General features: G+C 64.9%; 9 protein-coding genes. 7 read left to right on the top strand and 2 right to left on the bottom strand.

What is annotated here, in order from left to right; translation table 11 throughout:
* The first annotated feature begins 16 nt into the window (after positions 1–16).
* From zwf to QA649_RS13280, 4 genes are read left to right on the top strand one after another with little or no spacing between them, the layout of a single operon-like run.
* Positions 17–1,528 (top strand): glucose-6-phosphate dehydrogenase, encoded by a 1,512-nt coding sequence (gene zwf / locus QA649_RS13295; protein WP_283024579.1) that lies wholly within the window; start codon positions 17–19, stop codon positions 1,526–1,528.
* Positions 1,525–2,274: a 6-phosphogluconolactonase gene (gene pgl, locus QA649_RS13290; RefSeq protein ID WP_283024578.1), complete on the top strand. Its 750-nt coding sequence runs from the start codon at positions 1,525–1,527 to the stop codon at positions 2,272–2,274. Before zwf ends, pgl begins: the two co-directional genes overlap by 4 nt.
* Positions 2,261–2,803 (top strand): gluconokinase, encoded by a 543-nt coding sequence (locus QA649_RS13285; protein WP_283024577.1) that lies wholly within the window; start codon positions 2,261–2,263, stop codon positions 2,801–2,803. Before pgl ends, QA649_RS13285 begins: the two co-directional genes overlap by 14 nt.
* Positions 2,800–3,612 (top strand): HAD family hydrolase, encoded by an 813-nt coding sequence (locus QA649_RS13280; RefSeq protein WP_283024576.1) that lies wholly within the window; start codon positions 2,800–2,802, stop codon positions 3,610–3,612. The genes QA649_RS13285 and QA649_RS13280 overlap by 4 nt, the downstream gene beginning before the upstream one ends.
* A 209-nt stretch (positions 3,613–3,821) precedes the next feature.
* On the opposite strand, the gene QA649_RS13275 is transcribed toward QA649_RS13280, so the two are convergent.
* Both QA649_RS13275 and malQ read right to left on the bottom strand, forming a co-directional pair.
* Positions 3,822–5,621: a glycoside hydrolase family 15 protein gene (locus QA649_RS13275; RefSeq protein WP_283024575.1), complete on the bottom strand. Its 1,800-nt coding sequence runs from the start codon at positions 5,619–5,621 to the stop codon at positions 3,822–3,824.
* A gap of 30 nt (positions 5,622–5,651) precedes the next feature.
* Positions 5,652–7,613, bottom strand: coding sequence for a 4-alpha-glucanotransferase (gene malQ, locus QA649_RS13270; RefSeq protein WP_283024574.1), 1,962 nt, complete (start codon positions 7,611–7,613; stop codon positions 5,652–5,654).
* A 204-nt stretch (positions 7,614–7,817) separates the two neighbouring features.
* Here malQ and QA649_RS13265 point away from each other — a divergent pair, with 204 nt between their 5' ends.
* Genes QA649_RS13265 through glgB form a run of 3 tightly spaced genes read left to right on the top strand, consistent with a single transcriptional unit; the run spans position 7,818 to position 15,209 of the window.
* The gene (locus QA649_RS13265) at positions 7,818–9,764 is read left to right on the top strand and encodes a maltotransferase domain-containing protein (RefSeq protein ID WP_283024573.1); all 1,947 of its coding nucleotides are present in this window, start codon (positions 7,818–7,820) and stop codon (positions 9,762–9,764) included.
* An 11-nt stretch (positions 9,765–9,775) separates the two neighbouring features.
* Positions 9,776–13,069, top strand: a complete 3,294-nt coding sequence (gene treS, locus QA649_RS13260) for a maltose alpha-D-glucosyltransferase (protein ID WP_283024572.1) — start codon at positions 9,776–9,778, stop codon at positions 13,067–13,069.
* On the top strand, positions 13,062–15,209 hold the full coding sequence (glgB, locus tag QA649_RS13255) for a 1,4-alpha-glucan branching protein GlgB (protein ID WP_283024571.1): 2,148 nt from the start codon (positions 13,062–13,064) through the stop codon (positions 15,207–15,209). The genes treS and glgB overlap by 8 nt, the downstream gene beginning before the upstream one ends.
* Position 15,210 lies beyond the last annotated feature (1 nt).

The raw sequence follows: 15,210 nt of genomic DNA, 5'->3' as shown, positions 1-15,210 counted from the left end.
CGAAGGCCGACAATTCGTGACAAAAGACCCGCAAGCCAAGCGCAAGCCGGAAAACTGCGCCTTCGTCATCTTCGGCGTCACCGGTGATCTCACCCATCGCCTGGTGATGCCGTCGCTCTACAATCTGGCAGCGGAGCACCTGCTGCCGGAAAAATTCTGCGTCGTCGGCGTGGCCCGCAGGGGCCAGTCGGATGACGAGCTGCGCGACAGCCTGCTGAAGGGACTGCATCAGTTCGCGACCCGTCCTGTGGACGACGACATCGCAAAGAAGCTGCTGGAATGCGTGACCTTCGTCGAGGCTGATCCGAAGGATCCCCCATCCTTCGACCGCTTGCGCGAGCATCTGGATTCGCTGGAATGCGCGCAGGACACCGGCGGCAACCGGCTGTTCTATCTGGCAACGCCGCCCGCCGCGTTCGCGCCGACCGCCCGCGAGCTCGGCCGCACCGGCATGATGAAGGAGAACGGCGCCTGGCGGCGCCTCGTGATCGAGAAGCCGTTCGGCACCGATCTCGCCTCGGCCCGTGCGCTGAACGGCGAACTGCTCAAGATCATGGACGAGCACCAGATCTACCGGATCGATCATTACCTCGGCAAGGAGACGGTGCAGAACATCCTGGTGCTGCGCTTTGCCAACGGCATGTTCGAGCCGATCTGGAATCGCAACCACATCGACCACATCCAGATCACCGTGGAGGAGAAGCTCGGCGTCGGCCATCGCGGCGGCTTCTACGACGCCACCGGCGCGCTGCGCGACATGGTGCCGAACCATCTGTTCCAGCTGATGTCGCTTGTGGCGATGGAGCCCCCCGCACGCTTCGACGCACATTCCGTGCGCTCCGAGAAGGCCGATGTCCTCACATCGATCCAGCAGCCAAGCCGGGAAGAGGCGCTGAAGAATTCGGTGCGCGCGCAATATCTCGCCGGCCGCGTCGGCGACGATGCGATCACGGACTACCGCAAGACCGAGGACGTCAAGCCCGACAGCACCACCGAGACCTTTGTCGCACTCAAGCTGATGATCGACAATTGGCGCTGGGCCGGCGTCCCCTTTTACCTGCGCACCGGCAAGGCGCTGGGTCACAAGCGCACCGAAGTCGCGATCAAGTTCAAGCAGGCGCCGCTGTCGATGTTTTCGGGCACGGACGTCGACCGCCTGTCGCAGAACTTCCTCACCATCGGCATCGCGCCGACCGAGACCATCGAGCTGCAGTTCAACGCGAAGATCCCGGGACCGAGCATCACCATCGACGGCGTCGAGATGAAGTTCCGCTACGGCGACTATTTCCGGGCCGATCCCTCGACCGGCTACGAGACGCTGATCTACGACTGCATGATTGGCGACAACATCCTGTTCCAGCGCGCCGACGGCATCGAGGCCGGATGGCAGGCCGTGCAGCCGTTCCTGGATGCCTGGAAAAGCGAGGGCACCAACGGCATCGAGACCTATGAAGCCGGCAGCGACGGCCCCGCCTGCGCCGACGAGCTGCTCCGGCGCGACGGGCGAAGCTGGCGGAAATTTTCGTGATTGCGGCCGGACAGCCGAAGCTGATCGTCGCAGCCGATGCCGAGGCGCTGGCGCAGGCCGCAGCCGAACGGGTGATGGCGCGGATCGGCGCCAATCCCGGGCGTATCGCGATCTGCCTCACCGGCGGATCCAGCCCGAAAAGGCTCTATCAATTGCTCGGCAGCGACGCCTGGCGCGACAAAATCCCGTGGGACCGCGTGCACTGGTTCATCGGCGACGAGCGGTTCGTGCCTGAAAGCGATCCTCTCAACAACATGGCGGTGGCGCGGGCGGCATTTCTCGATCGCAATGCGCCTGCCGGCCATATCCATCCCATCCCGACCACGGCCGGGAATCCCGATGCCGGCGCAGAGGCCTATGCGCGCGAGCTGCAGGCCTTCTATGGCGCAGACCAGCTCGATCCGGCGCGGCCGCTGTTCGACCTGGTCCTGATGGGTGCAGGCCCGGACGGCCACACCGCCTCGCTGTTTCCCGGCTTTCCCGAGATTGAGGAGACCCGGCGCTGGGTCGTCGGCGTTCCCAAGGCGAACGTCGCGCCCTTCGTGCCGCGGGTCTCGCTCACCCTGCCCGCTCTGGCCTCCTGCCGCGAAATGCTGTTCGAGATAGCCGGGCACGACAAGCAGCCGATCTTGACGCGCCTCCTCAATGGCGAGAATCTGCCGGCCTTACGCGCGCGCTCGAATGGTGAGACCGTCTGGCTGGTCGACAGGGCCGCGCTTCCGGAGGAAATTCGTGGGCCGCGTTGAAGCACCTTGTGCGTTGATCGTGATGGGCGTGTCGGGTTCGGGCAAGAGCACGGTTGCAGGGGCGCTCGGCGAGCGGCTCGGCTGGCGCTTTGAGGACGGCGACAGCTTCCACCCCGCCAGCAACGTCGAAAAGATGCGGGCCGGACATCCCCTCACCGACGAGGACCGCTGGCCCTGGCTCAACGCCATCGCCGACGAGATCGAGCGGGTGTGTGGACGCGGCGAACATGTCATCATCGCCTGCTCGGCGTTGAAGCATACCTATCGCGACGTGCTGCTGCGCGGACGCGATGACGTCCGCTTCATCTTCCTGAAGGGGACGAAAGAGCTGATCGCCGAGCGGCTCGCGCAGCGCAAGGGCCATTTCATGCCGCCAGGGCTGCTGACGAGCCAGTTCGACACGCTGGAGCCGCCGGAAGCGGGCGAGCACGTCCTCACCGTCTCGATCGACGAGACCGTCGAGGCGATCGTGGACGGCATCGTGCGGCAATTGAAGCTGGGCGCGGCAATACCCAAGGTTCTGCCATGACTCCTATCTCACTCGTGGTCTCCGACGTCGACGGCACGCTGCTGACCAAGGACAAGACGCTGACCGAGCGCGCGCGGAGCGCAGTGCAGCGGCTGCACCAGGCCGGCATCGGGTTCACCATCACTTCCAGCCGTCCCGCGATCGGCATGCGTTTCCTGATCGAGCCGCTGGCGCTGTGGTTGCCGGTCGGCCCGTTCAACGGCTCCTCGATCGTCGATCCCGAGATGCGGCCGGTCGAGCAGCACCTGATTCCGCCGGGCGCCGCCGAGCGCTCTTTGCAGATCCTCCGCGACTACGGCGCCGACATCTGGCTGTTCACCACCGACAAATGGCTGATCGACAATCCAAGCGGTAAATACGTCGCGCACGAGCAGCATACGATCCGCTCCGATCCGACCATCATCACGGATTTCTCGCCGTATCTTTCGAGCGCCTGCAAGATCGTCGGCGCCAGCGCCGATGCGGCCGGGCTCGCCGCGTGCGAGAAGGCGATGCAGGAGGCGCTCGGCAGCGCGGCCACCGCCGTGCGCTCGCAGACCTATTATCTCGACATCACGCCGCCCGGCTTCAACAAGGGCACCTTCGTCGAGGCCATGGCCAGGCGCCTCGACATCTCGACCGACGCCGTCGCCACCATCGGCGACATGCAGAATGACCTCCCGATGTTCCGCGTCAGCGGCACCTCGATCGCGATGGGCAATGCCGCCGACAACGTCAAGGACGAGGCGACCCACGTCACAGGGAGCAACGAGCAGGACGGTTTTGCCGAGGCGATGGAGATGATCTTGAAGCGGAATGGGGTGGGCTGAGGCCTGTTAGAACGAGACTCGACTAGCGCCCCAACGGAGGTGCGTTCCCTCCCCCCTTGCGGGGGAGGGCTAGGGAGAGGGGTGGCCCAGGAAAATGTGCCGGTTGTTGACGACGCACCAAGGGGGGCGCGACGGAGAGAATCCCCGTGTGGCCCCCTCCCTGCCCCTCCCCCGCAAGGGGGGAGGGAACAGTGAGAGCGCTGCCCCCCTTACTTCGACCGCTGCATCGCCGGCTTCTCGCTTCTCTGCCTCGCCGCCGACAGATTATGCGCCGTGTTGATCAGTGCGATGTGGGTCAGCGCCTGCGGGAAGTTGCCGGTCTGGCGCTGGGCCGCGGAGTCGTATTCTTCGGCGAGTAGCCCGACATCGTTCGCAACGCCAACCACGCGATCGAACAAGACCTGTGCCTTGTCGAGATCGCCCGACAGCACATAGGCGTCAGCCAGCCACAGGCTGCAGGCGAGGAACGCGCCTTCGAGCGGCGGCTGGCCCGCGGGCACTTCGCGCGGATCGTGCCGCAGCACGAAACCATCGCGCATCAGGCACTTCTCAACGGCCGCGATGGTGCCGCGGATGCGCGGGTCTTCCGCCGGCAGGAAGCCGACGGCGGGCAACAGTAGCACGCTCGCATCGAGCAGTTTTGAGCCGTAGGACTCGACGAAAGCGTTTTCTTCAGCATCGAATCCGTTGTTGCACACGTCGCAATGAATGGCTTCGCGCAAGGTGCGCCAATGCAGCAGCGGCGCCTTGAAGCCAAACGTCTCGGCGCTCTTGACGCCGCGGTCGAAGGCGACCCAGGTCATGACCTTCGAGAAGACGTAGTGCCGGGGCTGCCCGCGCCGCTCCCAGATGCCGTGGTCGGGCCGATCCCAGACTTCGGCGAGATGGTTGAGCACGTTGCATTCCAGTGCCCAGCTCTCCTCGTCGAGCTTCAGCTTGGCCATGCGCGACTGGTGGAAGGCGTCGATCAGCTCGCCGTAGACGTCGAGCTGGAGCTGCGCATGCGCGGCATTGCCGACACGGACCGGCCGCGCGCCCTCATAACCGGCGAGCCAGGCTGCTTCCCATTCCAGCAGCCGCCGCTGGCCCCAGATGCCGTACATGATCTGCATGTTGGACGGCGAGCCGGCGGCCGCGCGCAGCAGCCAATTGTGCCAAGCCGAAGCTTCCTCGGTGTAGCCCGAGTTCATCAGCGCCAGCAGCGTGAAGGTGGCATCGCGCAGCCAGCAGAAGCGGTAGTCCCAATTCCTGCCGCCGCCGAGCTTCTCCGGCAGCGACGTCGTCGGCGCGGCGACGATGCCGCCGGTGGGGGCGAAGGTCAGCGCCTTCAGCGTGATCAGCGAGCGCACGATCAGGTCGTGATATTCGCCGTCGCGGGTGCAACGGCTGCACCAATCCTGCCAGAAACTCTCGGTCTCCTTAAGCGCGACCTCAGGATCGATCGGCCCGGGCGGCTCGAGATGCGAGGGACCGTAGGTCAGCACGAAGGGAATGGTCTCGCCTGCCCTCGCCTCGAAGTCTGACACCGTGGTCAGATCCTCGCCGCGGGTCTCGACCGGCGTGCGCAGCACCGTCATGTCCTGGCCGGCGACCGCAAGCAAGGAATGATCGATCCGCCGCACCCAGGGGATGTCCACCCCGAAGCCGAAGCGGATGATGAGCTCCATTCGCATCTTGACGGTGCCGCCGACGCCGCGGACCAGACGCACGATGTCGGACGCCTTGCCGCGCGGCGGCATGAAGTCGATCAACGCGACCGTGCCGCTTTTGGTCTCGAACCGCGTTTCAAGGATGAGGGTATTGCCGAGATAGCGGCGCGAGATCGCGGTGACGTCCTCGCTTGGCGCAACCAGCCAGCGGCCATTCTTGCGGTTGCCGAGGATCGCGGCAAAGCAGGCATCGGAATCGAAGGCCGGCCAGCACAGCCAGTCGATCGAGCCGTTGCGCCCGACCAGCGCCGCGGTCTCGCAGTCGCCGATCAGCGCATAGTCCTCGATCCTCTGCGTCAATGTCGTACGAGCCTGGGAAGCCCCGGCTGTTCAACTCCCGCCGGTCAGGGAACGTTCCCGCGTTGCCGCTCGCAAGGCCGTGAGATCGACCTTCGAGGCGATCTTGTCGAGCGCGACCGGAAGGCGCTGACGCCAGTTCGGATGCTCGTCGATCGTGCCGGGAATGTTGGGCTGGTCGATCACGCCGAGCAGATCTTCCATGGACACCGCAAGCAGGCGCGAGGGCGTGCGCGACAGGAAGGCGAGCACCGAATAGAGGTCGTTGGCATTGATGCCGTTCTGCCGCAAAATCTCGTCGAGCGCACCGAGCGCATCCCAGCGGGCCTGGTCGTTCTCGCCGGGATCGAGCCCGAGCGAGCGCTTCATCTTGAGATCACTGAAGGAACGCCAGCCCGCATAGGTGCACAAATCATGCGTGTTCAGCGTCACCAGCGCGTTGGGCCGGTAGTGATCGATATTGCGGAAATGGCCGCTATCGTCGCGCTCGAACATCATGACGAGATAGGACCAGATGCCGAAATCCTGCATGGTCTCGCGAAAGCCTTCCGGCACGGTACCGAGGTCTTCGCCGATCACGATGCATTTGTGGGCCGCGCTCTCGCGCACCACCGCGGCGAGCAGCGCCTCGAACGGCATCTGCACATAGGCGCCGTTGTCCGGCTTGAAGCCGCGCGGCACCAGATAAAGCCGCTTCAAGCCGAGCACGTGGTCAAGCCTGATGGCGCCGGCGTGGCGCATCGAGGCCGCCAGCATGTGGGCGAACGGCACGAAGGATTGCGCCTCCAGGCCGCCGGCATTGAAGCCGGCGAGACCCCAGTCCTGGCCGATGGTGTTGAGCACGTCGGGCGGGGCGCCAACGGCGAGGTGGCGGGAAATCGCGGTCTGCTCGTTCCAGGCATCGAAGCCGTTGGACTGCACGCCGACGGCGACGTCGAGATAGAGCCCGACGCGCATGCCGAGCTGGCCGGCCAGCTCCTTGGCGGCATGCAATTGGCTGTCGGCCGTCCATTGCACGAATTCGACGAACTCGACATCGCGCTTGTCGGCACCATCGCGCAATTCGGCGCATTTGGCTTCGTCCGGCTGTTGCCATTCAGACGGCCATTCCCACCATGGCCGGTTGAAGCGATGCCGCAGCACCTCGAAGCAGGCAAAGCGGGACAACAGCGGCGCACGGGCGACGCGGAAGGCGTCGAACTCCTTGCGGCGTGCCGCGCTCGCGCTCGTCACGAAGCTGTTGAAGGCGGCGCGCAAGGCCAGCCATTTCAGGGCCGCCATGTCGGCATAGGGCACGCGGTCGCCTTCACGCAGCCGCGCGGCGGTCGCGGCCGCATCGGGGACGAGATCGGCGGAAAATTCCGGGATCGCCTCGACGTCGATATAGAGCGGATTGAGGAACAGCCGGCTGTTCGGCGAATAGGGGCTGCAATCGGCCGGCTGATCGTCGAACAACACGTGCAGCGGATTGAGGCCGACGCCGTCGGCGCCGAGTTGCTTGGCGAGCCGGACCAGACCGGCGAGGTCGGTGAAATCGCCGATGCCCCAGTTGCGGTCGGAGCGAACGCTGTAGAGCTGCACGGCGAGCAGCCAACCGCGATCGAAATCGCCGCCGAAGGCGCGCTCGGGCGCCACGATCATCGGCACGTCTTCGGTCGCGCCCCCGGCATCGGTCAGCGTCAGGCGGTGATAGCCGAGCTGCAGGCCGGCGGGCCAGGCGATGACCGGCTCGCGCGTCTCGCCCTGCGCGATCACATTGCCGTTCCCGGTGATCTTCCATTGCAGCGGCGGCGTCCCGGTTGCCGCCAGTTCAGTGCGCGGATGTCCCAGGGCGCGCACCACGACCGGCCCGCTGACGAAGCGGTAGACCCGCTTCTCTGGCAGGGCATCGAGGATGGATTTGAGCGCCTCGGGCGCGGTGACCCGCAGCTTGCCGAGGGCGTCAATGAATTCGGACTGAACGCCCTTGATCCGGGCTTGAGCTAAAAGATCCATTCGGCACGCAGCTTGCAGGCCATGGTTTGGCCAAGGGCAGGGATTTTAACTAGGTCGCGGAAGAGGTTAGTCAGGGGTAACTCGCAAACTGCGCTTGCCGTTCCCCAGGGAACCAATGACACACAAGCGGCTTTCTATAATGGTACCAAGCGTGGGTTCCCGACAAGGGAAACGGGCTCCTGCTTTCTTGTCAATGGCATCACCGTGAACAAGACAATTCAAACTGTCGAGAGTGCCGCAGCCGGCAGCGCTTTCCTCATCGAAGACGTCTATCCCTTGATCGACGGCGGCCGTTTCGCCGTGAAGCGGATCGCGGGCGAACGCGTCGAGGTCTGGGCCGACATCTACCGCGATGGCGACGCCGTGATCAGTGCCGCGCTGATCTGGCGAGGAGAGCAGGACCGCGAATGGCGGAGCGAGCCGATGACCCCTCACGGCAATGACCGCTGGTCCGGCGCGTTCACGCCCGCTGAGCCCGGCCAATTTGTCTACGCGATCGAAGCCTGGACCGACGCGTTCGCGACCTGGTCGCACGCCGTCGCGCGAAAACGGCGCACCGGGGCCGATGTCAGCCTCGATGCGATCGAGGGCGCCGGACTGCTGACCAAGGCACATGGCGCGCGGCAGGACGCCGCAGCGCTCATCATCAGGCAATGCGAGGATTATCTCCAGACCGGCGACGTCACCCCGCTGCTGGCGACCGAGCTTGGCGAAGCCATGGCCGAGAGCCAGTCGCGGCCCGACCTGACGCGCTCGCCGCTCTTCCCGCTGATCGTCGACCGCGACAGAGCGCGCTTCGGCACCTGGTACCAGATGATGCCGCGCAGCCAGGGCGAGGCCCCGGGCCGGCACGGCACGCTGCGCGACTGCATTGCGCGCGTGCCCGATATCGCCGCGATGGGTTTTGACGTGCTCTACTTCACGCCGATCCACCCGATCGGCCACACTCACCGCAAGGGCCGCAACGACGCGCCGGTGGCGAGCGAGGGCGATCCCGGCTCGCCCTATGCGATCGGCGCCGCAGAGGGCGGGCACGATGCGCTGCATCCCGAGCTCGGCACGATCGAAAACTTCCGCGCGCTGGTCGCCACATGCCTCGAGTACGGGCTCGAGCTTGCGCTGGACTTCGCCGTGCAGTGCTCGTCGGACCATCCCTGGCTGACCCAGCATCCGGAATGGTTCAAATGGCGGCCGGACCGCTCGGTGCGGACCGCGGAGGGGCCCTATTCGGACATCGTCATCCCCGATTTCGGCTGCGTCGATCGCACCAGGCTGTGGAATGCGTTCCGCGACGCCATGCTGTTCTGGATCGACCATGGTGTCACCATCTTCGCGATCGACAATCACGACACCGCGCCGCTTCCGTTCTGGGAATGGCTCATCGGCGACATCCGCCGCCGGCATCCCGAGGTGATCCTGTTCTCCAAGACCTTTGCACGGCCGAAGCTGATGAAGGGCCTTGCCAAGCTCGGCTTCGCGCAGTCCTTCAGCTATTTCCCATGGCGCACGGCGAAGTGGGAGCTCGAGCAGTATCTCGGCGAGCTGACCGGCTATCCCGAGCGGGACTTCTATCGGGCGAACCTGTTCGTCAACACCGCCGACCTCTTGCCCTATCATCTCCAGAGCGGCGAGCCCTGGATATTCAAATCACGGCTCGCGCTGGCCGCGACGCTATCGGGCAATTACGGGATCTTTGGCGGCTTCGAGCTGCTGGAGCACGAGGCGATTCCCGGCCACGAGGAATATCTCGATTCCGAGAAGTATCAGATCAAGACGCGCGACTGGAACGCGCCCGGCAACATCAAGCCCTACATCGCCGCGCTCAACCGCATCCGCAACGACAACGCAGCGCTTCAGCAGACTGCGGCCTTGCGCTTCCTCGGCATCGAGGACGGCGAGACGATCGCCTTCGCCAAGGAGGCGGCCGATCCCGCCAACACCGTCGTCGTCGTGATTGCGCTCTCGCGCCATGCGCGCGAATTCTGGCTGCCGCTCGGCGACGTCACTGTTGACGCCGATGGACAGCGACACCATGTGACGGCACTCGAAAACCTCCTCACCGGCGAACAGTGCCGCATCGAGTGGGGCGGGATCAGGTTGCGTATCGATCCCGACCGCGATCCTGCGCTCCTGTTCCGCTGCCTGGCGTAAGGGGTCACGCCATGAATGTTCTGTCTTCCGTCGACACCAAGAAAGTTGAGGCTGCCGAGATCGTGGATGAGCTCTGGTACAAGGACGCGATCATCTACCAGCTCCACGTCAAGGCCTTTGCCGACAGCAACCATGACGGCATCGGCGATTTCGCCGGGCTGACCGAGAAGCTGCCCTATCTGCAGGAGCTCGGCGTCACCGCACTGTGGCTGCTGCCATTCTACCCCTCGCCCGGCCGCGACGACGGCTACGACATCGCCGACTACGGCTCGGTCAATCCCGATTTCGGGACGATGAAGGATTTCAAGCGCTTCATCCAGGAAGCGCAGAAGCGCGGCTTGCGCGTCATCACCGAGCTCGTCGTCAACCACACCTCGGACCAGCACAAATGGTTCAAGCGCGCGCGCCGCAGCCATCCCGGCTCGAGCGCCCGCAACTGGTATGTCTGGAGCGACACCGACCAGAAATACCAGGGCACACGCATCATCTTCACCGACACGGAAAAGTCGAACTGGACCTGGGATCCGGAGGCCGGCGCGTTCTACTGGCACCGCTTCTTCTCGCACCAGCCGGATCTCAATTTCGACAATCCGCGCGTGGTCAGCGCGCTCATCCAGGTGATGAAGCGCTGGCTGGACGCCGGCGTCGACGGCTTCCGCCTCGACGCGATTCCCTATCTCTGCGAGCGCGAGGGCACCTCGAACGAGAACCTTCCCGAGACGCATGCGATCATCAAGCGCCTGCGCGCGGAACTGGATTCCTATTCCAAGGGCAAGCTGCTGCTGGCCGAGGCCAATCAATGGCCGGAGGACGTGCAGGAATATTTCGGCCGCGGTGACGAATGCCACATGGCCTATCACTTCCCGCTGATGCCGCGCATCTACATGGCGATCGCACAGGAGGACCGCTTCCCGATCACCGACATCCTGCGCCAGACGCCTGATATCCCGGCGAGCTGCCAATGGGCGCTGTTCCTGCGCAATCATGACGAGCTCACGCTGGAGATGGTCACCGACGTCGAGCGCGATTATCTGTGGACCACCTACGCCAACGATCCGCGCGCCCGCATCAATGTCGGCATCCGCCGGCGCCTCGCGCCGCTGATGGACAACGACCGCCGCAAGATCGAGCTGATGAACTCGCTGCTGCTGTCCTTCCCGGGCACGCCGATCATCTATTACGGCGACGAGATCGGGATGGGCGACAACATTTATCTGGGCGACCGCAACGGCGTGCGCACGCCGATGCAATGGAGCCCGGACCGCAATGGCGGCTTCTCGCGCTGCGATCCGGCCCGCCTCTACGCGCCGCTGATCATGGATCCGGTCTACGGCTATGAATCGGTGAACGTGGAGGCGCAGTCGCGCAGCCTGTCCTCGCTGCTCAGCGCCACCAAGCGGCTGATCTCGGTGCGCAAGTCGACGCTCGCCTTCGGCCGCGGCTCCATGACCTTCATCCGCCCGGCCAACCGCGCCGTGCTGGCCTATGTCCGGCAGTATCGCGACGAGGTGATCCTGTGCGTCGCCAATCTCTCGCGCGCCGCGCAGGCGACCGAGCTCGATCTGTCGCCGTGGAAGGATCGCATCCCGCAGGAGATGCTCGGACGGACGCGCTTTCCGGCGATCGGCGAACTGCCCTACATGATCACGCTGGGGCCCTACGGCTTCTACTGGTTCCACCTCACCGAGCGCGACAAGTCCGAGCCGGTGACGCCGCGCGCGGTGCCGGAGTTCGAGACCCTGGTCGTGCCGGTCAATTCGAACTGGGTGTCACTCGCGCGCGAGCGCGGCGTGTTCGAGCGCGACGTGCTGCCGGGATTTTTGGCAAGGACACGCTGGTATCCGGAGCACAATCCCAAGCACATCCAGACAGCGCTGACCTCGGCGGTACCTTTCAGCGATATCGGCGACAACAGGCCCTGGATCGCATTCTTCGAGACCACGCGGGACGACGTCAAGACGCGCTACGTGCTGCCGCTGCAGATCGAATGGGTACGCTTCGACCGCGAACGCTTCAACCCGAAGGCGCTCGCCGCCGTGCGCCAGGGTGCGCGCGAGGGCACGCTGCTCGACGTTGCGACTGAGCAGATCTTCATCGGGCTTTTCCTGCGGGGTCTGTCGCAAAACCTGGTGGTGGACGAGAACAATCTACGCCTGGAGTTCAAAGCCACCAGCCGGTTCGCCGATTACACCATCAAGGAGCCCCAGCGCATCCGCGCGATCGAGCAGTCCAACAGCACCGCGCTCGTGGACAACCAGTATGTCGTCAAGATCCATCGGCAGCTCGAAAGCGGCACCAGTCCCGAGATCGAGATCGGCCATTATCTCACCGAGGTGGCTCACTTTGCCAACACGCCGGCGCTGCTCGGAAGTGTCGAGCTGGTCGAGGACGATCGGCGCAGCACGCTCGGCGTGCTGCACGCCTTTGTCGAGAACCAGGGCGACGGCTGGACCGTGACCACCGGTTATCTCGATCGCTATATCGACGAGCAGCGGGTCTTGCCCGCGGGCGAGGCACCGCGCGAGACCCAGGAGCAGGCGCCCTACCTGCACTTCATCGCGCAGATCGGCCGGCGGCTTGCCGAGTTGCATGTCGCCCTGGCCGCGGCAAAGCCGGACAATCTCGCTCCGGAGCCGATCGGCTCCGAACACGCCAGGCGCTGGGTCTCCGACCTCAAGGCGCGAGCCGAGCGCGTTTTCGAGCAGCTGACCAACAGCCGCGATGGCCTGCGGGAGGCGGACCGGCCGCTGATCGACCAACTCGGCGCAGCGCGCGCGGCCCTGCCCGACCACCTCAATGCACTATTGCCTTCCGCCATCGGCGGGTTGAACATCCGTCATCATGGCGACTTCCGCCTCGGGCAGATTCTGATCGTGAAGGACGACATCTTCATCATCGACTTCGACGGCAATCCGCGCCGGCCGCTGGCCGACAAGCGGCGCAAGCTGCCGGCCGCGCGCGACGTCGCCGGGCTGATCCGCTCGATTGATCTTTCGGTTAACGTCGCCCTCAACCGGGCGCTCACGGGCGCCTCCGACGAACAGGACCGGCTTGCAGCCGCGCTCGGCGAATGGCGCGAACGCGCCACCACGACGTTCCTGCACGCCTATCGCGAGGCCATGACCGACCGGCGGCTGTGGCCGGACAATCCGCAAACCGCGCAAGGCCTGTTAAGGTTTTTCCTGCTTGATCATGCGTTCGACGATGTAGAGTACGAACTGTCCCACCGGCCCGAGGGGCTCCATGCGCCGCTGACCGGACTGCTTCGCATTCTGTCCAGTGCCGAGAGCGAAGCCCATGCCTAAACTGCCAGCAGAAGCCTACGCGATCATCGAGGGCCGCCACTCCGACCCCTTCCACTATCTCGGGCTGCATCCCGAGGGCGGCAAGAGCGTGGTGCGCGCCTTCCTGCCCGAGGCTTCCAATGTCGAGGCGGTCGGCGAGCATGGCGAGGTCGCGCCGCTCGACCGCGTTCATGACTCCGGCCTGTTCATCGGCGCCCTGCCCAACGGCTCGAAGCACTACCAGCTGCGCGCGAAATTCGGCAACAACGTCGTCGAATTCGAGGATGCCTACCGCTTCCCGCCGATCCTCACCGATTTCGACCTCTATTTGCTCGGCGAAGGCACCCACCAGCGCCTCTACGACAAGCTCGGCGCCCATCCGATGCGGCTCGACGGCGTCGACGGCATCGGCTTCGTGGTGCTGGCGCCGAATGCGCGGCGCGTATCGGTGGTCGGCGACTTCAACTTCTGGGACGGGCGGCGTCATCCGATGCGGGTGCGCGGCAGCGGGTACTGGGAGCTGTTCATCCCCAATGCGAAGATCGGCGATCACTACAAGTTCGAGATCGTCGGCCCGCACGGCCATCTGCTGCCGCTGAAATCCGATCCGATGGCGTTTGCGAGCGAGGTGCGGCCGAAGACGGCTTCGATCGTGCTCGACGAGGCGCATCTGCCGCGGCCCCGCCCGGCGCCCGACGGCATCAACGCGCTGTCGGCACCGATGTCGATCTACGAGGTCCATCTCGGCTCGTGGCGGCGCAAGGACAACAATGAATGGCTGACGTATTGCGAGCTTGCCGAGCAGCTGCCGGCCTATGCCCGCGACATGGGGTTCACGCATCTCGAATTCCTGCCGGTGAGCGAGCATCCGTTCGACGGCTCATGGGGCTATCAGCCGACCGGGCTTTATGCGCCGACCAGCCGGTTCGGAAGCCCTGAGGATTTCGCTGCGCTGGTCGATGCCTGCCACCGCGAAGGCATCGGCGTGCTGCTCGACTGGGTGCCCGGCCATTTCCCCGACGATCCGCACGGGCTCGGCAGTTTCGACGGCACGGCGCTCTATGAACACGCCAACCCGCTCCAGGGCCGCCACCTCGACTGGGGCACGCTGATCTACAATTACGGCCGCACCGAAGTGACGAACTTCCTGGTGTCCAACGCGCTGTTCTGGATGGAGCGCTACGGCATCGACGGCCTGCGCGTCGACGCGGTGGCGTCGATGCTCTATCTCGACTACAGCCGGCCACCCGGCGCGTGGATTCCGAACCAGTATGGCGGCCGCGAAAACATCGAGGCGATCAACTTCCTGCGCCGCTTCAACACGGAGGTCTTTGCCCGCTTCCCGCAGGCGACCACGGCCGCGGAAGAATCCACCGCATGGCCGCAAGTCTCGCGCCCGGTCGAATTCGGCGGACTCGGCTTCGGCTACAAGTGGAACATGGGCTGGATGCACGACACGCTGAACTACATCAGCAAGGATCCGATCCACCGCAAGCATCATCACGGCGAGATCCTGTTCGGCCTGCACTACGCGTTCTCGGAAAACTTCATCCTGCCGCTGTCGCATGACGAGGTCGTGCACGGCAAACGTTCGATCCTGGGTCGCATGCCCGGCGACGAATGGCAGCGCTTTGCGAACTTGCGGGCCTATTACAGCTTCATGTTCGGCCACCCCGGCAAGAAGCTGCTGTTCATGGGCGCCGAGATCGCGCAGAGCCGCGAATGGAATCACGACCAGTCGCTCGACTGGCACCTGCTCGAATACAAGGTGCATTCCGGCATCCAGGCACTGATCCGCGACCTCAACCGGCTCTACCGCGCGGTCCCGGCGCTGCATCAGATGGACTGCGACCAGGCCGGCTTCGAATGGCTGATCACCGATGATGCCAACCGCAACGTGTTCGCCTGGCTGCGCAAGGGCTTTGACGAGCACGCGCGATGCCTCGTCATCGTCAACTTCTCCCCCAATGTCTATCGCAGCTATCGCGTTCGCGTGCCCCTGGCCGGCAAGTGGAAAGAGGTGTTCAATTCCGACTCCGCCCATTACGGCGGCAGCAATGTCGGGAACATCGGCGAGGTTCAGACCGTTGACGGCAAGACGCCCGAGCTCCGCCTCACCATTCCGCCGCTCGCCGCGATCTTCCTCGTTCCGGAAAGCTGAC

Source organism: Bradyrhizobium sp. CB1717, from assembly GCF_029714325.1.
GTDB lineage: Bacteria > Pseudomonadota > Alphaproteobacteria > Rhizobiales > Xanthobacteraceae > Bradyrhizobium.
The sequence above is the reverse complement of the archived record's forward strand: the minus strand, read 5'-3'. Positions and strand labels throughout refer to the sequence as shown.